Source organism: Tessaracoccus lubricantis, from assembly GCF_039544535.1.
Lineage (GTDB): Bacteria > Actinomycetota > Actinomycetes > Propionibacteriales > Propionibacteriaceae > Arachnia > Arachnia lubricantis.
This window is the reverse complement of record NZ_BAABLV010000013.1, coordinates 22,330-40,848: the sequence shown is the minus strand read 5'-3', so window position 1 is coordinate 40,848 and position 18,519 is coordinate 22,330. Positions and strand designations below refer to the sequence as shown.

Sequence of the window (18,519 nt, the reverse complement as noted above, 5' to 3'; positions counted from 1 at the left end):
ATCGAGAAAAAGGGGCTCCCCATGCCAGTTGCAACTCCTGAGGTCTACACGGAGATGCTCGACCGGGCCAAGGCAGGCCAGTTCGCCTACCCGGCCATCAACGTCTCCTCCTCGCAGACGCTCAACGCCGCCCTCCAGGGCTTCGCCGAGGCGGGCTCGGACGGCATCCTGCAGGTCTCCACCGGCGGTGCCGAGTACTTCTCCGGCCCCACCATCAAGGACAAGATCGCCGGCGCCGCCGCGTTCGCCGCCTACGCCCAGGAAGTCGCGAAGAACTACCCGATCAACGTCGCGCTGCACACCGACCACTGCCCGAAGGACAAGCTGGACAGCTTCGTGCGCCCGCTGCTGTCGCTCTCGGAGGAGCGCGTCGCCCGCGGCGAGCTGCCGCTGTTCCAGTCGCACATGTGGGACGGCTCGGCCGTTCCGATGGAGGAGAACCTGCAGATCGCTGCTGAGCTCCTCGAGCGTTGCGCCAAGGCCAACATCGTCCTCGAGATCGAGGTCGGCGTCGTCGGCGGCGAGGAGGACGGCGTCGAGGCCGCCATCAACGAGAAGCTGTACACCACCGTCGAGGACGGCCTGCGCACCATCGAGGTCCTCGGCCTCGGCGAGAAGGGCCGCTACATGACGGCCCTCACCTTCGGCAACGTGCACGGCGTGTACAAGCCGGGTGCCGTCAAGCTGCGCCCCGAGCTCCTCAAGGAGATCCAGGACGCCGTCGGCGCCAAGTACGGCAAGGAGAAGCCGTTCGACCTCGTGTTCCACGGCGGCTCCGGCTCCACCGCGCAGGAGATCTCCGACGCGGTCGACCACGGCGTCATCAAGATGAACATCGACACCGACACGCAGTACGCGTTCACCCGCCCGGTCGTCACCCACATGTTCAAGAACTACGACGGCGTGCTCAAGATCGACGGTGAGGTCGGCAACAAGAAGATGTACGACCCGCGCGCCTGGGGCAAGGCCGCTGAGGCCGGCATGGCCGCCCGCGTCGTCGAGGCCTGCCAGCAGCTGCGTTCCGCTGGCCAGTCCGCCAAGTGACGCACTGACTGAACACCACTGCGGCCGGTCCCCTCGGGGGCCGGCCGCAGTCGTTCGTCCAGGTCAGCGGAAGCGGACGATGTTGTTGAGGACCTCCTTGGTCACCCACTCGTACCGGCTGCTGCCATCCGCCTGCCGCACGGTGGCGATCACGCTGGCGGTGAGGTAGGAGCGGCACCCGCCGCGCCCGGTGGCGGCGGTGTCGCACTCGGTGCGCCACTTCCGGCCGTCGGCCGCCGTCCAGGCGCCGGTCTTCGCCAAGGGGTTGGTGCCCCACTGCGCGCGAGTCATCTGCGGCAGGTAGGTGAGGTTGTTGAACACCCACCCGTTGGTCACGCTGAACCGCCCGTCGCGCTCGGTGACTGTGCTGGCCATGATCATCGTGCGGCAGCGCACCGTCTGCGAGTACGGCTCGCAGGCGGTGAACCACTGGCGGCCGCCCACCATGTGCAGCCCGGGCGTGTTGTAGACGTCGCGCACCTCGGGCTTCGGGGCCGCGGTGGTGGGCCGCTTGGTGGGCTGGGGGCTGGGCTCCTCGGGCTCGAGGGGCTCGTCCAGCCACTGGAACGCCGTCGACGTCCACACCTCGACCTTGGCCGGGGTGTCGGAGTTCGTCACCTGGATGCGCAGCGCGTACTCGCCGTGCGGGGCGGGGACGAGCTCACCGTCGGCGTCCACCAACAGGCCGTCCCACGCCGCCATGTTGACGTCGGGGGAGCGCCACGGCGTGCTCTCGGTGTAGACCTCCTGGGCTGTGGCCTCGATGGGGGAGCCCGCGTCGTCGACCTCGAGCACCGAGAGGGTCACCGACGACGCCGGCGTGCCCAGCACGAAGCCGATGGCCGGCAGCGCCCACTCGTCGTAGGGGATGGGCTCGTCCATGGGGCCGAACGACGGCATCAGATCCACGCACTGGCGGCCCTCCCGCTCGAGGCATTCCCACAGCACGCCGAGGAACGGCGGGCGGGAGCTGTCGTCGCCCAGCAGGAGCGGTGCCGCGCCGTAGTCGCCCTTCATGCCCGCGAACGGCACCTGGATGGACTGGCCGTCGGCCGTGAACCGCAGGTAGCCGCTGTAGATGGCGGTCTCCGGCGCAGCGTCGGGCGCGTCGATGGTCACGTCGACGGTGGCGCTGCCGCCGGCGGGGACGGTCACCGTCGGCGACGAGAAGGCCACCTTGGCCCGTTCCTGCGTGAAGTCGGGGCGGTCCTGCAGCCGGCCCTCCGCCCAGGCGACGGAGGTGGTCACGGCGTCGTCGTGCGAGGCGGTCCACGTGACGGCCGCGTCGGTGGCGTTGGTCAGCGTGAGGGTCTGGCGGAACGGGCCGTCGGCCGACTGGCCGGTGGCGAGCTTCGACGGCGTGACGAGGTGCTGCTGCGTGATGGCCTTGTCCACGTGGATGAGGCCGGCGCCCTGCCGGTGGGCGGCGTCGAGCACGCCCGTCTCCGGCATGAACGAGAAGACGGCCGGGGTGGCGGTGTTCTGCAGCCGGGTGCGGATCTGGTCTGCGGTGAGGCTGGGGTCGTCCTGCAGCAGGAGCGCCGCGGCGCCCGCCACGTGCGGTGAGGCCATCGACGTGCCGCTCATCACGGCGTGGCCGCCCATCGACAGCGGCATCGTGGAGTAGATGGCGCCGCCCGGGGCGGCGAGGTCTGGCTTCAGGCCGAGTTCGGCGTCGAGGCCCCAGGAGGTGAACACCGAGGCCAGGCCGGGGGTGTAGGGGTTGGGGTCGTCGATGAAGGTGCCGGGCACGGTGACGGTGACCGGCCCCTTGGCGAGCGCGTCCAGCACGGCGCGGCCGGCGTCGCTGAGGATGCCGATCACCGGCACCTCGGGGCTGTCGACCCAGTCCCAGAAGAAGTACTCCTTGTACAGCACCACGCCGACGGCGCCCGACTCGAGCGCCAGCTGGGTGCGCCGTTCGACGTCACAGCCGCCGTCGCCCGGGAAGAACGCGATCTTGCCCGCGAGGTTCGGGTCGAGCTTGCACTGGAGCGGGTCGCTGAAGGTGGCCAGCTCGCCGGTGAACCCCGTCGGCACGGGGGCCTCGGACACGAGGGTGTAGCCGGAGTGGATGGGGTCGCCGGTGGCGGGCGTGAAGACCACCTCCGGGGTGGCGATGCTGGTGGCGTCGAACGAGGCCACCGAGATCGCCTTGTCGGCCACCGACGGCGCGCGTAGCGTCTGCGTGCCCATCTCGCCCTCGTTGCCGGCGGCGACGACGAGGACGACGCCGGCGTCGACCATGCGGTCGGCGGCCTGCGACAGCGGGTGCCGCTGCGAGCTCTGCAGCGGCCAGCCGAGGCTCATGTTGACCACGTCCATGCCGTCGGCCGCGGCGCGCTCCATGGCGCTGAGCACGACGGCCATGGTGGTGTCGCCGTTGCAGGTGAACACCTTGTAGGCGCCGAGGGTCGCCTCCGGGGCCACGCCCGCCGCGGTGCCTGCGCCGCCGACGGTGCCCGCCACGTGGGTGCCGTGGCCGAGGCAGTCCATGGGGTCGCCGTCTGGCGTGATCTCGGTGACCTCGCCGTCCTCACCGGGGTAGGGGAGCCAGTCGTCGCCGATGAGGTCAGTGCCGTAGGCGACCCGCTCCGTGGGGAACGTCGTCGTCTCGTAGTCGCCGGTGCCGCCCAGGTCGGGGTGGGCGTAGTCGATGCCGGAGTCGATGATGCCCACCTTCACGCCCTTGCCGGTGGTGCCCAGTACCGACTGGGCCCGGTCGGCGCCGATCATCGCGAGCGTGGGCTTCGTGGCCGAGTCCTCCGCCGTCGGCGGGGCGGTGGGGACGCGCATGGCGAGCACCGGGTGGACCGCCTTGACGGTGCGGAGCTCGGCGATCCTGCGGGCCTGCGCCTCGTCGGCCCTCACCGTGACGCCGTTGAAGAGGCGGGTGTAGACCCGCTCGACCTGGGCCGGGAGGCTCGCGGCGCGCGCCTCGGCGGTGAAGTCCGCGCGGTTGCGCTGCAGCTGCGTGGGCCGCCCGCCCGAAGCGGTGGGCTGGGCCTGGAACTCGACGAACCACTCGCCCGTGGGCCAGGTCTTGCCGACCTCTGCGGTGGGGGTGGTGACGTAGTCGGCGAGGTTGCCGAGGTTGACCGGCGCGGAGTCGCCGTCGTCGGCCTGTGAGACGGCGGGGGAGAGTGCGAGAGCAGCGACGACGAGCGGAATGACCGCCGTGAGCCACCGACGTTGCTGGAACATGGCGTCCTTTCGGTTCCAAGGTGTGAGCACAAGATATCGGTGCGTGGATGGGGCGTGCGTCGGCCTGAGGTCTTAGGGGGTGTCAGTCGTTGGTTGGACCGTCCGCTCCGAGGAAGGGGGGACGTTGGTTGAGCCGCCCGCTCCGAGGGATGAGGACGTTGGTTGAGCCGCCCGCTCCGAGGAACGAGGAGCGCGGGCGTGTCGAAACCCGGTGGGTTTCCCGCTTCGTCGGTGGTCGTGGGTCGGGCTCTGACGGCTTGGCGTTGCGGTGCTCTAGGTGGGCAGGGCAGCAACCGCGACGCTGGTTGAGCCGCCCGCTCCGAGGAACGAGGACGTTGGTTGAGCCGCCCGCTCCGAGGGACGAGGAGCGCGGGCGTGTCGAAACCCGGTGGGGTTCCCGCTTCGTCGGTTGTCGTGGGTTGGGCTCTGACGGCTTGGCGTTGCGGTGCTTGCGGTGGGCAGGGCAGCAACCGCGACGCTGGTTGAGCCGCCCGCTCCGAGGAACGAGGAGCGCGGGCGTGTCGAAACCCGGTGGGTATCCCGCTTCGTCGGTTGTCGTGGGTCGGGCTCTGACGGCTTGGCGTTGCGGTGCTTGCGGTGGGTAGGGCAGCAACCGCGACAGGTGGGCTGGAGCCGCCGTCGTTTGGCGGGCTTCCGCTGGTTGAGCCGCCCACTCCGAGGGATGAGGACGTTGGCCTGGACCTCGGGCACCCGCAAGCTCGTCGTCGCAGACCGCCGCACATCGTCGCAGACGGCGGCCATCGTCGCAGACAGAGGACTGTCTGCGAGGCCGCGGGCCGTCTGCGAGGTTGTGGCGGGTCTGCGACGTGGCACCTCAAGTCTGCGACGTCGTGGCCGGTCTGCGACGTCAGGCCCGAGCCCAACACCCCGACGGCGACACCCAGCCCCAAGCCCCTCGTCGGTCACGTTTTCATAACGGACCCTTGCGCCCCGGCGTCAGAGTGCTAGCGTTAACATCATCGTCGGCGACACCGCACCGTTGCGGGGTTCCAACGAAGTACGAAGGAGTACCACGTGACCAAACTGCTGGAGCTGAAGAACGTCAGCAAGACGTTCCCAGGCGTCAAGGCGTTGCAGAACGTCCATCTGGACCTCAACGCCGGCGAAGTGCTTGGGCTGTGCGGCGAGAACGGTGCGGGCAAGTCCACACTGATGAAGATCCTCACCGGCATCTACACCCCTGACGCGGGTGCGGAGATCTGGCTGCAGGGTCAGCAGGTCAACGTCCGCGACGTGAACCACGCCCGCGACCTGGGCCTCAGCATCATCCACCAGGAACTCAACATGGTGCCTGACCTCACCGTCGCGCAGAACCTCTACATCGGCCGCGACGGCAGCAGCAAGGGCGGCTTCATCAACGACAAGGCGCTCAACGTGCGCGCCGCGGAGTTGTTCGAGCGCCTCGGGATGAACATCCGCCCGACGGCGCGCGTCGGCGACCTCTCCGTCGCCCGCCAGCAGATGGTGGAGATCGCGCGGGCCCTGTCGTTCGACTCCACCAAGATCCTCATCATGGACGAGCCGACGGCGGCGCTGACCGTGTCGGAGACCGATGCGCTGTTCGGCATGATCCGCGACTTCGTCACCCCCGAGACCGGGCTGATCTACATCTCGCACCGCATGCCGGAGATCGAGGAGATCACCGACCGGGTCTCCGTGCTGCGCGACGGCCAGTACATCGGCACCGTCACCACCGACGAGGTCGAGATGCGCGAGATCATCTCGATGATGGTGGGCCGCGAGGTCTCCGGCGACGCCCGCCCGCGCACCACCGTCGACTCCGACGAGGTGATGCTCAAGGTGGAGGGCCTCAACACCAAGAAGCTCCTCCACGACATCAACTTCGAGGTCCGCAAGGGCGAGGTGCTCGGCTTCGCTGGCCTCGTCGGCGCCGGCCGCACCGAGGTGGCGCGCGCCGTGTTCGGTGCCGACCCCCGCGAGTCGGGCGACATCTACGTCCACGGCAAGAAGGTCAACGTCCGCTCCGCCGCCGACGCCGTGCGCGCCGGCATCGGCTACCTCTCCGAGGACCGCAAGACCTTCGGCCTGCTGCTCGAGCAGGACATCAAGTACAACGCCGTCCTCGCCGCCATGCAGGACTTCAGCATCGGCGGGTTCGTGCTCGACGGCAAGATCCGGACCGTCGGCCAGGAGTACTCCGACCGGCTGCGCGTCAAGACGCCGTCGGTAAACCAGCTGCTCGGCAAGTTGTCGGGCGGCAACCAGCAGAAGGTCGTCATCGCCAAGTGGCTGGTGCGCAACTCCGACATCCTCATCTTCGACGAGCCCACCCGCGGCATCGACGTCGGTGCCAAGGAGGAGATCTACGAGCTCATCGAGCAGCTCTGCGCGCAGGGCAAGGCGATCATCGTCATCTCGTCCGAACTGCCTGAGGTGCTGCGCGTGTCGCACCGCATCGCAGTCATGGCCCACGGACACATCACCGGCATCCTCGACAACGAGGACGCCACCCAGGAAAGCATCATGGAGCTCGCCACCCTCGGCAAGGCTCAGTTGAAAGGAACCGCAGCGTGAGCACTGCAGCCATCACCAAGAAGGACGTGAACTCCTCGGGGAAGAACTACCTGAAGTCCTCGCTTCAGCAGATCTTCGTCTTCCTCGCGCTCGTCCTGATCTACCTCGTGTTCATGCTCGTCGCGCCGAACTTCGCGACGATGGGTGTGGCCCTCGACATCCTCTCGCAGTCCGCCTACGTCGGCGTGATGGCGCTGGGTGCCACCTTCGTCATCGCGACAGCCGGCATCGACCTCTCCGTCGGCACCGGCATGAGCCTCGTGGCGGTCGCGGCCGGCGTGTTCCTCGCCGCCGACCCGTGGCTGAACCTGCCCCTGGGGGCGGGCCTCATCCTCACCATCCTGGTGGGCGCGGTGATCGGCCTCATCAACGGCCTCAACATCTCGGTGCTCGGCCTGCCGCCGTTCATCGCCACCCTGGCGATGATGATGGCGGCCCGCGGCCTGGCGCTGGTCGTCTCCGACAAGCAGACCATCAGCATCAAGAACCCGCAGTACACGTGGCTGTTCAACGGTGAGGTCATCCCCGGCATCAAGAACTCCATCCTGCTGTTCCTGCTGCTGGCCGTGGTCGCCAGCGTCATGCTGAACAAGACCCTGCTCGGCCGCTACGCCATCGCGATCGGCTCCAACGAGGAGGCCACCCGTCTCTCCGGCGTCAACGTGAGGTTCTGGAAGACCATGGTCTACGTGACCGCCGGCGTCTTCATGGCTCTCGGCGCCATCCTCTACTCGGCCCGGTTCGGCTTCGTCCAGCCGGCTGAAGGCGTGGGCTTCGAGCTCAACGTCATCGCCGCCGTCGTCATCGGTGGCACCTCCCTCGCAGGTGGCCGTGCCAACATCATCGGCACGGTGGTCGGCGCTCTCATCATGGAGACGCTCCGCAAGGGCCTGCAGATGATGGGCATCGCCCAGGAATGGCAGCTCGTCGCCACTGGCGTCGTCGTGCTGCTCGCGGTGTTCATCGACAACGTCCGCCGCGCCAGGGCAGCCGCGGTCTGACCCCGTCCCCCAACCACCACTACACACACCCATGTACCGGGAGGGCGGTCCTCCCACAAACCGAAAGGAAACCGCTATGCGCATGATGCGCTCCGCACTGGCTCTCGGAGCAGTGCTCGCCCTGGGCCTCACCGCCTGTGGCACGTCGACCTCCAGCGAGACCACCGAACCCGCGGCCCCGGCCGAGGACACCACCTCTGCCCCCGCCGAAGACACCTCCAGCCCCGCTGAGGAATCCCCCTCCGAGTCTGCATCCGAAGAGGCCCCGGCGGACGGCGATGTCCCCAAGGGCGACGGCTCGCAGACCATCTACCTCGTCTCCAAGGGCTTCCAGCACCGCTTCTGGCAGGCCGTCAAGGAAGGCGCGGAGCAGGCAGGCGAGGAGTTCGGCTACCAGGTCCAGTTCGTCGGCCCGCAGGACGAGACCCAGGTCACCGAGCAGCTCAACCAGCTGAAGACGGCGCTTGACTCCAAGCCCGCCGCCATCGGCTTCGCCGCCCTCGACTCGGGCGCCGCCTCCGACCTGCTCAGCCAGATCCAGGCCGCCAACATCCCGATCATCGCGTTCGACTCCGGCGTCGACTCCGACATCCCGCTGACCACCGTCTCGACCGACAACACCGCCGCCGCCGAAGAGGCAGCCAAGCACATGGTCGAGCTCATCGGCGGCTCCGGCCAGGTCGGCCTCATCTGCCACGACCAGACCTCCGCCACCGGCAAGCAGCGCTGCGACGGCTTCCAGAACTGGATCAAGGACAACGCGCCCGACGTCACCGTCCTCGAGCCCCAGGTTGCCGGCGCCGTCGACCTCGCCGCCAACACGGCCAAGTCGATGATCCAGGCCAACTCGGAGCTCAAGGGCATCTACGGCACCAACGAGGCCGCCGCCACCGGCGCCATCCAGGGTGCGAAGGAATCCGGCGCCGACGTCGTCGTCGTCGGCTTCGACTCCGGCAAGACCCAGATCGAGGCCATCAAGGCCGGCGACCAGGCCGGCGCCGTGACCCAGGCCCCCGTCAAGATGGGCTACGAGACCGTCGTGGCCGCCATCAAGGCCATCAACGGCCAGGAACTGCCGAAGGTCATCGACTCCGGCTTCGCCTGGTACGACGCCTCGAACATCGAGTCGCCCGAGATCGCCGCCAACCTCTACGAGTGACACGTGACGGTGGGCCCACCCCGGGCCCACCGCACCTCACCTGAACATCCCACGGGCGCCCTGTCCGCCGCTTGCCTGCCTCGCGTGGGAGGCGCGGGCAGGGCCCCTTTTTTCCGACGCAGCCACCCGGCCGCCTGCGCCGAAACACACCGTGCCGGACCAGAACCTCACAAGAACCAAACATAAGAAGGTGTGATTCGTGACCAACTACCCGAAGATCGGCATCCGTCCCATCATCGACGGCCGCCGCAACGGCGTGCGCGAGGCGCTCGAGGACCAGACGATGGCCATGGCGGTGCGCGTCAAGGAACTCTACGAGTCCGAGCTGAAGTACCCCGACGGTTCCCCCGTGCAGGTGGTCATCGCCGACTCCACCATCGGCCGCGTGCCCGAGGCCCAGGCCGCCGCCGCGAAGTTCAAGGCCGAGAACGTCGGCCTCACCCTCTCCGTCACGCCGTGCTGGTGCTACGGCTCGGAGACCATCGACATGGACCGCACCATGCCGCACGCCATCTGGGGCTTCAACGGCTCTGAGCGCCCGGGCGCCGTCTACCTGGCCGCCGCGCTCGCCGGACACGCCCAGCTGGGCATCCCCGCCTTCGGCATCTACGGCGAGGAGGTGCAGGACGCCGACGACGACTCCATCCCCGCCGACGTACGCCAGCGCCTCCTCGACTACGCGCAGGCCGGCCTGGCCGTCGCCCTCATGCGTGGGCAGTCCTTCCTCTCCATCGGCGGCGTGTCCATGGGCATCGCCGGCTGCGTGGTGAAGGAGGAGTTCTGGAACTACTGGCTGGGCATGCGCAACGAATACATCGACATGGTCGAGATCGAGCGCCGCATCAACCTGGGCATCTACGACAAGGACGAGTACGAAGTCGCCTACAAGTGGGTGCGTGAGAACCTCAAGCAGGGCGAGGACTTCAACCCCGAGGAGTGGCAGCGCTCCGAGGAGGACCACGAGAAGTGGTGGGAGTGGAGCACGAAGATGGTGCTCATCGGCCGTGACCTGATGATCGGCAACCCGAAGCTCGCCGAGATGGGCTTCGTCGAGGAGTCCGTGGGCCACGGCGCGCTCGTGTCGGGCTTCCAGGGCCAGCGCCAGTGGACCGACTACCTGCCCAACGGCGACCTGATGGAGACCCTCCTCAACACCCAGTTCGACTGGAACGGCAAGCGCCAGCCCCTCATCCAGGCCACGGAGAACGACAACCTCAACGGCGCGTCGATGCTGTTCAACTACCTGTTGACCAACAAGGCGCAGATCTTCTCCGACGTGCGCACCTACTGGAGCGCCGACGCCATCGAGCGCGTCACCGGCCACCGCCCCGAGGGCCGCGCGGCCGCCGGCATCATCGACCTGCGCAACTCCGGCGCCACCACCCTCGACGGCACCTTCGCCGCCCAGGACGCCGACGGCAACAACGTCATCAAGCCCTGGTGGGAGCTCAGCGACGACGACATCCAGGCGATGATCGACGAGACGACGTTCCATCCGGCCAACACCGGCTACTTCCGCGGCGGTGGCTTCTCGACGCACTTCCGCTCCGCCGGCGAGGTGCCCGTCACGATGACGCGCATCAACTGGGTGGACGGGCTGGGCCCGGTCATGCAGCTGGCCGAGGGCTACACCGTCGAACTGCCCGACGAGGTGGCCAAGACCATCGAGCTGCGCACCGACCCGGGCTGGCCGACGACGTGGTTCGTCCCCAACATCACCGGTGAGGGCGCGTTCACCAGCGTCTACGAGGTGATGAACGCGTGGGGCGCCAACCACGGCGCGATCACGCACGGGCACATCGGCCACCAGTTGATCACGCTGGCCGCGATGCTGCGCATCCCGGTGAACATGCACAACGTGCCGCGCGAGCGGATCTTCCGCCCGAAGAACTGGCTGGGCTTCGGCACGGTCGACCTCGAGGGCGCCGACTTCCGCGCCTGCGCCCAGTTCGGCCCGCTGTACAACTAGCCGATCGCTGGTTGAGCCGATCGCCTGCGAGCTTGCGAGCAGCGCGATCGTGTCGAAACCCGGGTGGCCCGGCCCGACGTCGGGCCACCTGGGGGGTCACCGTTGCTCACGGAGCGCCCCCGCCGCACACCGAGCCCCAGCACCAGCCAGGGCTGAAGGGTCAGCAACCATTGAGGAGAGAGAAGTGTCCACAGTCACCGCACTCGCGGTCGACCTCGGGTCGTCGTCCGGCCGCGTGGTCGCCGGGACGTTCCGCGACGGCCGCGTCGAGGAGGTCGAGGTACGGCGCTTCCCGCACGAGGCCCGGCTCGTTGCCGGCTACCTCTCCTGGGACCTGGAGTTCATCTGGGCCGAGGTCGTCGCAGGGCTCCGCGCCGCCGTCGAACGGTTCCCCGACGCGGTGAGCGTCTCCGTCGACACCTGGGGAGTCGACTACGTCCCGCTCGGCGCCGACGGCCAGCCGGTCACGCCCGGCCGCGCCTACCGCGACGAGCGCACCACTCGCACCCTGGGCGCGTTCCGCGAGCGCCTCTCCGACGAGGCGGCCTGGGCCGCCACGGGCATCGCGCCCGCCACCATCAACACCGCCAACCAGCTGTTCGCGTTCCTCGAGGAGGAGCCCGAGCTCGCCGCCCGCACCGAGCAGATCCTCCTCCTCCCCGACTACTTCACCTACCTCCTCTCCGGCCAGCGCGGCTGGTCCCGCTCGCACGCGTCGTCGTCGGCGCTGATCAGCCCCGGGGCGCACGAGTTCTCCGACGACGTGTTCAGCGCGCTGGGCATTCCCCGCCGGTGGGTGGGTGAGGTGACCGCCGAGCACACCGTCGTGGGCCCCTGCACCGTCGAGGGGCTCGAGCAGCTCACCGTGGTGCGGGCCGGCGCCCACGACACCGCCTGCGCCGTCCACGCGCTGCAGCGCGACGTCACGCAGGAGTCCTACTTCCTCAGCTGCGGCTCCTGGTCGGTGTTGGGCGTGCTGCGCGACGAGCCGCTGCTCTCCGACGACGCCCGCGCCCTGGGCCTCACCAACGAGGCCCGCGCCGACGGCGGGCTGAGGCCGCTGTTCAACATCACCGGCCTGTGGATCCTGCAGGAACTCCAGCGCGACTGGGAGCAGCAGGGCCGCGAGCGCGACATCGTCGAACTCATCCGCCGCGCCGAGGCGGCGCCGCCGCTGGGGGCCATGATCAATCCCGACGAGCCGCAGTTCGCGCTGCCGGGCGAGATGGAGCGCCGCGTGCTGGACGCGTTGGCCGCCCAGGGAGTCGCCGTCGAGGGCCTCGACGAGGGCGCGATCACCCGCGTGGTGCTCGAGTCCTTCGCCGCCCGCTACGCCCGCGGCATCGCGGACCTGACCGCGCTCACCGGGGTCGAGCCCACGCAGCTGAACCTCGTGGGGGGCGGGTCGCGCAACAAGCTGCTGTGTCAGCTCACCGCAGACGCGCTGGGGGTGCCCGTGGTGGCAGGGCCCGTGGAGGCGTCCGTGTTGGGGTCGTTGCTCGCGCAGCTCGAGATCATGGGCCACCTGGACCCCGCTGACCGCAACGCCGTCATCGCGAGCACCGCCCGCACCGAGATCTTCGAGCCACGATGAGGAACGGCAAGCAGCGCGCGAACCTGCGCGACATCGCAGAGGCCTCCGGGGTCTCCATCCAGACCGCCTCGCGCGTGGTGCGCGGCGTCGACGTGGTGGCCGAGGCCACCCGCCTCCGGGTGCTGGAGGCCATCGAGCGGCTCAACTACCAGCCCAACCTGGCCGCCCGCTCGCTGTCGGCGGCCCGCACCGGTTCGGTGCACATCATCGACGCCGTGCCGCTGTTCCACGGCCACGCCACCGCGTTCGTCGCGATCTGCCAGGCGCTGTCCACCCTCGAGCTGCACACGTCCACCTCGGTGCTCGGCGACGCCGACCTCGACCAGCTCGAGCTGCGCCACCTGGTGCCGGTCAGCGCCGACGGCGTGATCGTGCTGGGCGGGCGGGCCGAGTCGGGGCCGTGGATCGACACCGTCGCCAGCCGCCTCCCGACGGTGTGCGTGGGGGAGTCGAGCCAGCTGCCCGAGTCCGCCGTCGGTGTGTCAGTGGACCACCGGGCGGGTGCGATTGCCGCGGTGGACCACCTGCTCGCACGCGGGGCCAGGCGGATCCTGCACATCGCCGGCCCGCAGGAGTGGACGGATGCGCAGGAGCGTCTGGACGGCTTCGAGCGGGCCATGGGGGCGGCGGGCCTGGAGCCGACGGCGTTGTTCGCCGGGTCCTGGGACGCCGCGGCCGCAGCGGCGTTGGTGCCCCAGTTGCCGTCGGACGTCGACGCCGTGTTCGCCGCCAACGACCAGTTGGCGTTGGGCGCCATGACCGCGCTGCAGTTGGCCGGGCGGAGCGTGCCGGGCGACGTGCGTGTCGTCGGGTACGACGATGTCGCCGGCTCGGAGTGGTACCTGCCCGGGCTGACGACCGTCCGCCAGGACTTCCGGGCGATGGGGGAGCAGGCCGTGAAGGCGTTGCACCTGTTGCTGAACGGCGAGCCCGCGGAGTCGTCGTTGATCACGCCGACGTTGATCGTCCGTGACAGCACGTAGTCGGCTGAGCCGGTCCCTGAGCGTGTCGTGCGACGAAGGAGCCGGACACGACGAAGGGTTGAGCCGGTCCCTGAGCGTGTCGTGCGACGAAGGAGCCAGTCACGACGAAGGGCGGAGCCGGTCCCTGAGCGTGTCGTGCGACGAAGGAGCCAGTCACGACGAAGGGTTGAGCCGGTCCCTGAGCGTGTCGTGCGACGAAGGAGCCGGACACGACGAAGGGTTGAGCCGGTCCCTGAGCGTGTCGTGCGACGAAGGAGCCGGACACGACGAAGGGTTGAGCCGGTCCCTGAGCGTGTCGTGCGACGAAGGAGCCAGTCACGACGAAGGGCCCCCGCAGCGTCCCCAACACCACAATCACAACCCCCTGAAGACCCCGAAAGGAAACCCATGCTCAACGGCCCCATGATCCACCCCGAGCTGCTGAACGCGCTTGGCCGCGCCGGTCACGGCAGCAAGATCCTCATCACCGACGGCAACTACCCCCACGAGACCGGCGCCAACCCGCGCGCGCGGCGCATCTACCTCAACCTTGCCCCCGGGCTGCTCAGCGTCACGCAGATCCTCGACGTGCTGAAGGAGGCCGTGCCGATCGAGCAGGCCGGCATCATGGTGCCCGCCCCCGACGCGCCGCCGGAGCTGCGCCCCGAGAAGATCGACGCCCACGACGAGTACAAGGCGTCCCTGCCCGGCGTCGAGTTCGTGGAGATCTCCCGTTGGGACTTCTACGACGAGGCGAAGAAGGACGACGTGGGCATCGTGATCGCCTCCGGTGAGCAGCGCATCTACGCAAACCTGCTCCTGACCATCGGCGTGCGGCAGTAACGCTGGTTGAGCCCGCGAGCTCTGCGAGCGGTGTCGAAACCCACGCTGGTTGAGCCCGCGAGCCGTCACGCTGGTTGAGCCCGCGAGCCCGTCACGCTGGTTGAGCCCGCGAGCCGTCACGCTGGTTGAGCCCGCGAGCCGTCACGCTGGTTGAGCCCGCGAGCTCTGCGAGCGGTGTCGAAACCCCCAAGCGTTCAGACGACCGTACGCAGCGGCCCGCCCCTGCCGCGCACAGGCGACGACACCGCGGGCTCGCATGCGACCATGGCCAGATGACCCTCCACGTGGCGTTCTTCCGGAACATGAACCTCGGTCAGGCGCGGAGCAAATCCCCGCGCTCGCCCGAGCTCCTGGGCGCGTTCACGGCCGCAGGCGCTGTCAGCGCCGTGAACTTCCAGACCAACGGGACCGTCATCTTCTCCGGCGACGAGCCGCAACGCCTCGCCGAGTCCGTCGTCGCACGACTCACCCAGGTCACCGGCTACGACGATCTCGTGGTCACCCGCTCCGCGGGCTGGCTCCTCGACAGGCTGGCCAACCTCGACCCCGAGCTACCCGCCGGGGAAGTCACCCTCTTCAACGCCGTCGCGCTCCCGAAGATCTCACTGCCCCACGTGGAGACCTTTCCCACAGGCGAGCTCGTGGTGCACCAACTCGACACCTGTCACGCGGTCACGAGCGCAACGGGCACAGGAGTCTCCGCCGGGCCGGTGCTGACCCAGTTGCTCGGCATCCCGGTCACCTGCAGGGGAGTTCCGACGATGATCCGCCTCGGCGCACGCCTGCAGGCCCTCAGCCCCTGAGCTGAGCAAGGAGCAGTGGTCAGCCAGCCGTCAGCGTCGCGCGGTTCACCTGGCTCAGCGACTCGTTCACGTCGGAGTAGATGACCTCGACGCCCGCGATCCCGAAGCCGGCGAGGCGCTCGGTGTGCATCGCGACGTAGGCCTCTGCGTGCTCGCGCGTGTCGAACAGATAGATGCCGCCGGAGCGGCCCGCGGACTGGTCCTCGATCCAGACCTTCCAGATGAAGCCCGGCTCCTCGTTGATCGACTCCGCCAAGCCGCGGAAGGCCTCCGCCATCTCGGCGCCCCACGGCCCCTCCATCGGGAAGTTCACCTGCACCAGTACGGCCATGTTCATCTCCTGTCGGTGGAGCGGAGTCAGGCCAGGTCGCCGGAGAGCTCAGGGAACAACGGGGGCGTCCTGGCATCCACCCACGCCACCAGGGCACGGAAGGCCTCAGTGTCCTCCGCGTCGATGCCGTCGCCCCGGACCACCTCATGCGATCGCCGGCCGATCGCGATCCAGAGCCGCATCGTGATGCCGTCAGCCACCGGTGACTCAGGCAGGGCGTTGGGAATGTCGAAGAAGTCCGCCTCCGTGATGAGGCGGCGCAGCTCATCATCCTCAGCCTTGGTCAACTGGTAGCTGTCGGTCTCGAACGACGTTGAGCGGCCGGCGATGCCGCCGGAGACCGAGTAGCGCAGCCTGATCTCGGTGTCGGGGTGCGGGACGTCCTTGTCGGGCCGTGGTGCGTCCCCTCGGGCTCGGCGTACGTTGCCCTGCTGATCGGCGTGGTACGTGAAGCCATCGCCCAACCGGATGAGGTAGCCGGGCGTGATCACGTCCGCGCAGGCCTCGCCCTCCTCGGCGAGGCCCAGGCATGAATCGGGCCAGTCTCGCGCCTCCATGCCATCCAGGGCGATGCCCTCCATGGGGAGCCGTAGGAGGTTGGCGGCATTCTTGATGGCGGACGACAGTGCGACGACGGCGGGGTGATCAGTGGCGGTCATGGTGCGCTCCTCGTTGGGCGGCGTGACGGTTCCATGCGGTCACCATGAGCCTAGGCGACCCGGCCCCGGTTGGGGAAGGGAGTTCACATCCGTCTGGTGCGCGGTCTCCCGATGAGGGTGGCAATCGGGCCTGATGTCAGTCGGTGAGCACGATGACCAGCTCCGTGCGCATCGACTCCGGGTCGGCCTCGGGCGTGGGCTCGGTCATGTAGATCTCCCAGAACGGAAGCCCCGCCTTCCTGTGGGCCGACTCCACCGTCTCGAGGAAGGCACCCCACGCCTCGCCCAACCGGTCGTAGGACCCGACGTGCGAGACCGTCGCTATCGCGCCGCCCGGAAGGACCGAGCCCTCGAGCCACGCCCCGGACGGGGTGGGAACAGTGGCGGTCAGCGGGCGATCCACCGGCACGCCCACCTCGAAGGTCGCGTTCACGTCGGGCATCCGCTCGTACAGCACGAACACCGGGCCTGCCGGGCGGAGCCCCTCGGCCTCCAACGCGGGGAACAGCGCCGACGCCGCTTCGTCGATCGCCTGGGGCATCGCGGCCAGCGGATGGTCCTTGAACTTCTGCACGACGGTGGGGATCTCCGCCGCCTCCAGGAACTCCACCTCGGAGCGCGGAGGGCCCTCGTAGTACGGTGCCGGCTGGGATTCAGTCATGATCTTCCCCTCGGTGGGACGTCCGGTGACCAGCAACTTACCCCGCGCACCGGGCGTGAACGGGCGAGTGGCCGGATTCCAGCAGCGCAGCCACCGGCTGAACCACATTGCGTGCGGCATCCCGGTCGCCTGTCGGGAGTTCCGGCGATGCTGCGCCTCATGAACCGCCTGAGGGCCCTCAGTACCTGAGCGTCGACGGCGACGAAGCCCGCACCCGTCAACCGTGCGCACGTTGCACGGATATCGCTCCCCGGCTCACACGGAGCCAATACGGTGAGCCAGTGATGATCAAGAAGTATGTCGGACCGGCCTTGGTCCTCGCCGTGGCGGCGATCTACGGCGTGTCCCCAGTCGACATTGTCCCAGACGTCGTCTTCCCCGTCGGTTGGGTGGATGACGCGGCCGTCATCGCCGCGGCCATCGGGTTAGCGGTGAAGCTGCTCACCTCGAGGAAGGGCTCGGGACGTCAGGGCATCGAGTAGTCCTGCGCCCTCCGCCCGAATGTCCGCTGCAGCTATGTGGGCGGGCGGGGCTCGGCACATGGGTGAGGCCCGCACCTCCACGTAGCTGCAGAAACCCAGCTCACTACTCGACCCGCACCTCGATGGTGTGGTGCCCCGACGCCCCGTCGGGCGCGACCGGGGTGCGGACGTCGGTTTGCGTGTCTCCCGAACCGTCGCTGGCCCGCACCGCGATGGTGTGGCTCCCGGGCGTCGCGTCCCACTCATAGACCCACTGGCGCCACGTGTCGACGTTGAGGCCGGCGGCGAGGCGCGCCTCCCTCCACGGGCCGCCGTCGATGCTGACCTCCACCATCTCGATGCCGCGGGTCGGCGCCCATGCGACGCCGGCGATGGGCTGGCGCCCGGCCGCCACGCTGTCTCGACTGCGGGGCACGTCGATGCGCGACTGCGTCTTGATGGGCCCCTCGCGCGCCCAACCGCGGGGGATCCAGTACCCGGCCTCGGCCTCGAAGGTGGTCAGTTCGATGACCGACAGCCACTTGGTGGCCGAGACGTACCCGTAGAGGCCGGGCACCACCAGGCGCGCGGGGAAGCCGTGGAGGGCAGGGAGCGGCTCGCCGTTCATCCCCAGCGCCACCAGCGCGCCTCCTTCCATGGCGACCTCGGTGGGGAAGCCTGCGGTGAACCCGTCCACCGACCTGCCCAGCAGCTGGGTGGCCCCGTCATGCACTCCGGCGCGTTCCAGCAAGGCCCGCAGCGGGACGCCCTGCCAGCGGGGGTTGCCGACCAGGTTGCCGCCCACCTCGTTGGAGACGCAGGCCAGGGTGATGTCGGATTCGACGTGGGGCATCGCCAGCAGATCCGCGTAGGTCAGGGTGAACGGGCGATTCACCAGCCCGCGGACCTCCAGCGACCACTGCTCCGGGTCGACCTGGGGGATGGAGAGGGCGGTATCGATCCTGTAGAAGTCGTCGTTGGCGGTGTACAGCGGAGTCAGGCCGGGGATGGCCAAGTTCGCATCGGGCGGGGCTGCGGGGGCGGGCGTTGCCGGTGGCGGGAGGCGCAGCAGCCTGCGGATCTCCTCCACGCGGCGCGACGACGTGAGCCACCGGCCGGCTGCTGCTGCGGTGCCGGCGACGGCCACCGCGATGGCGACGGCCTGCAGGAACGCTCGGCGTCCCGGCCGTGCCTCGCCGCGGCCGACGGCTCCCGGCGGGGCGGCAGACCGCGCTGACGCGGCGCGTAATCGGGGCATGGTGCAGAATGGGG

Annotated in this window: 15 protein-coding genes; 10 read left to right on the top strand and 5 right to left on the bottom strand. The window is 69.2% G+C overall.

Annotation, left to right across the window (positions count from 1 at the left end; translation table 11 throughout):
• The first annotated feature begins 21 nt into the window (after positions 1 to 21).
• The gene (gene fbaA, locus ABEA30_RS04055; RefSeq protein WP_345579355.1) at positions 22 to 1,044 is read left to right on the top strand and encodes a class II fructose-bisphosphate aldolase; all 1,023 of its coding nucleotides are present in this window, start codon (positions 22 to 24) and stop codon (positions 1,042 to 1,044) included.
• 63 nt (positions 1,045 to 1,107) lie between these two features.
• Here the strand turns inward: fbaA and ABEA30_RS04050 are convergent, their stop codons facing one another.
• A complete protein-coding gene (locus tag ABEA30_RS04050; protein WP_345579353.1) occupies positions 1,108 to 4,248 on the bottom strand; it encodes a S8 family serine peptidase in 3,141 nt (1,046 codons plus the stop codon).
• 1,035 nt (positions 4,249 to 5,283) lie between these two features.
• Here ABEA30_RS04050 and ABEA30_RS04045 point away from each other — a divergent pair.
• The 8 genes from ABEA30_RS04045 to ABEA30_RS04010 all read left to right on the top strand — a co-directional run bounded on the left by ABEA30_RS04045 (position 5,284) and on the right by ABEA30_RS04010 (position 15,135).
• Entirely contained in the window at positions 5,284 to 6,804 is a 1,521-nt protein-coding gene (locus ABEA30_RS04045; protein WP_345579350.1) for a sugar ABC transporter ATP-binding protein, read from the top strand.
• Positions 6,801 to 7,805 (top strand): ABC transporter permease, encoded by a 1,005-nt coding sequence (locus ABEA30_RS04040; RefSeq protein ID WP_345579347.1) that lies wholly within the window; start codon positions 6,801 to 6,803, stop codon positions 7,803 to 7,805. The genes ABEA30_RS04045 and ABEA30_RS04040 overlap by 4 nt, the downstream gene beginning before the upstream one ends.
• A 76-nt stretch (positions 7,806 to 7,881) precedes the next feature.
• Positions 7,882 to 8,964 (top strand): ABC transporter substrate-binding protein, encoded by a 1,083-nt coding sequence (locus ABEA30_RS04035; protein WP_345579344.1) that lies wholly within the window; start codon positions 7,882 to 7,884, stop codon positions 8,962 to 8,964.
• A gap of 199 nt (positions 8,965 to 9,163) precedes the next feature.
• On the top strand, positions 9,164 to 10,933 hold the full coding sequence (locus tag ABEA30_RS04030; RefSeq protein ID WP_345579341.1) for an L-fucose isomerase: 1,770 nt from the start codon (positions 9,164 to 9,166) through the stop codon (positions 10,931 to 10,933).
• Positions 10,934 to 11,117: 184 nt separating this feature from the next.
• Positions 11,118 to 12,527, top strand: coding sequence for a rhamnulokinase (locus ABEA30_RS04025; protein ID WP_345579338.1), 1,410 nt, complete (start codon positions 11,118 to 11,120; stop codon positions 12,525 to 12,527).
• The gene (locus ABEA30_RS04020; RefSeq protein WP_345579335.1) at positions 12,524 to 13,510 is read left to right on the top strand and encodes a LacI family DNA-binding transcriptional regulator; all 987 of its coding nucleotides are present in this window, start codon (positions 12,524 to 12,526) and stop codon (positions 13,508 to 13,510) included. Before ABEA30_RS04025 ends, ABEA30_RS04020 begins: the two co-directional genes overlap by 4 nt.
• A 387-nt stretch (positions 13,511 to 13,897) precedes the next feature.
• Positions 13,898 to 14,332 (top strand): RbsD/FucU family protein, encoded by a 435-nt coding sequence (locus tag ABEA30_RS04015; RefSeq protein ID WP_345579333.1) that lies wholly within the window; start codon positions 13,898 to 13,900, stop codon positions 14,330 to 14,332.
• Positions 14,333 to 14,604: 272 nt separating this feature from the next.
• On the top strand, positions 14,605 to 15,135 hold the full coding sequence (locus ABEA30_RS04010; protein WP_345579330.1) for a DUF1697 domain-containing protein: 531 nt from the start codon (positions 14,605 to 14,607) through the stop codon (positions 15,133 to 15,135).
• 19 nt (positions 15,136 to 15,154) lie between these two features.
• Here ABEA30_RS04010 and ABEA30_RS04005 read toward each other — a convergent pair whose 3' ends face one another.
• The 3 genes from ABEA30_RS04005 to ABEA30_RS03995 form a co-directional block, all read right to left on the bottom strand.
• Positions 15,155 to 15,466, bottom strand: coding sequence for a monooxygenase (locus tag ABEA30_RS04005; protein ID WP_345579327.1), 312 nt, complete (start codon positions 15,464 to 15,466; stop codon positions 15,155 to 15,157).
• A 26-nt stretch (positions 15,467 to 15,492) separates the two neighbouring features.
• Positions 15,493 to 16,125 carry a protealysin inhibitor emfourin gene (locus ABEA30_RS04000; protein WP_345579324.1) on the bottom strand — a complete coding sequence of 211 codons (633 nt, stop codon included), beginning with the start codon at positions 16,123 to 16,125 and terminating at the stop codon, positions 15,493 to 15,495.
• A 136-nt stretch (positions 16,126 to 16,261) separates the two neighbouring features.
• Positions 16,262 to 16,786, bottom strand: coding sequence for a GyrI-like domain-containing protein (locus ABEA30_RS03995; protein ID WP_345579321.1), 525 nt, complete (start codon positions 16,784 to 16,786; stop codon positions 16,262 to 16,264).
• Between the two features lie 284 nt (positions 16,787 to 17,070).
• Here ABEA30_RS03995 and ABEA30_RS03990 point away from each other — a divergent pair, with 284 nt between their 5' ends.
• On the top strand, positions 17,071 to 17,268 hold the full coding sequence (locus ABEA30_RS03990) for a DUF1232 domain-containing protein (RefSeq protein ID WP_345579318.1): 198 nt from the start codon (positions 17,071 to 17,073) through the stop codon (positions 17,266 to 17,268).
• Between the two features lie 103 nt (positions 17,269 to 17,371).
• Here ABEA30_RS03990 and ABEA30_RS03985 read toward each other — a convergent pair whose 3' ends face one another.
• Positions 17,372 to 18,505: a sulfite oxidase gene (locus tag ABEA30_RS03985; RefSeq protein ID WP_345579315.1), complete on the bottom strand. Its 1,134-nt coding sequence runs from the start codon at positions 18,503 to 18,505 to the stop codon at positions 17,372 to 17,374.
• Positions 18,506 to 18,519 lie beyond the last annotated feature (14 nt).

Excerpts from the sequence above, each read along its gene's own strand:
- ABEA30_RS04035 (WP_345579344.1), top strand. The coding sequence starts at position 7,882 with ATGCGCATGATGCGCTCCGCACTGGCTCTCGGAGCAGTGCTCGCCCTG.
- fbaA (WP_345579355.1), top strand. The coding sequence starts at position 22 with ATGCCAGTTGCAACTCCTGAGGTCTACACGGAGATGCTCGACCGGGCC.
- ABEA30_RS03995 (WP_345579321.1), bottom strand. The coding sequence starts at position 16,786 with ATGACTGAATCCCAGCCGGCACCGTACTACGAGGGCCCTCCGCGCTCC.
- ABEA30_RS03990 (WP_345579318.1), top strand. The coding sequence starts at position 17,071 with ATGATCAAGAAGTATGTCGGACCGGCCTTGGTCCTCGCCGTGGCGGCG.
- ABEA30_RS03985 (WP_345579315.1), bottom strand. The coding sequence starts at position 18,505 with ATGCCCCGATTACGCGCCGCGTCAGCGCGGTCTGCCGCCCCGCCGGGA.
- ABEA30_RS04020 (WP_345579335.1), top strand. The coding sequence starts at position 12,524 with ATGAGGAACGGCAAGCAGCGCGCGAACCTGCGCGACATCGCAGAGGCC.
- ABEA30_RS04050 (WP_345579353.1), bottom strand. The coding sequence starts at position 4,248 with ATGTTCCAGCAACGTCGGTGGCTCACGGCGGTCATTCCGCTCGTCGTC.
- ABEA30_RS04015 (WP_345579333.1), top strand. The coding sequence starts at position 13,898 with ATGCTCAACGGCCCCATGATCCACCCCGAGCTGCTGAACGCGCTTGGC.
- ABEA30_RS04005 (WP_345579327.1), bottom strand. The coding sequence starts at position 15,466 with ATGGCCGTACTGGTGCAGGTGAACTTCCCGATGGAGGGGCCGTGGGGC.
- ABEA30_RS04000 (WP_345579324.1), bottom strand. The coding sequence starts at position 16,125 with ATGACCGCCACTGATCACCCCGCCGTCGTCGCACTGTCGTCCGCCATC.
- ABEA30_RS04010 (WP_345579330.1), top strand. The coding sequence starts at position 14,605 with ATGACCCTCCACGTGGCGTTCTTCCGGAACATGAACCTCGGTCAGGCG.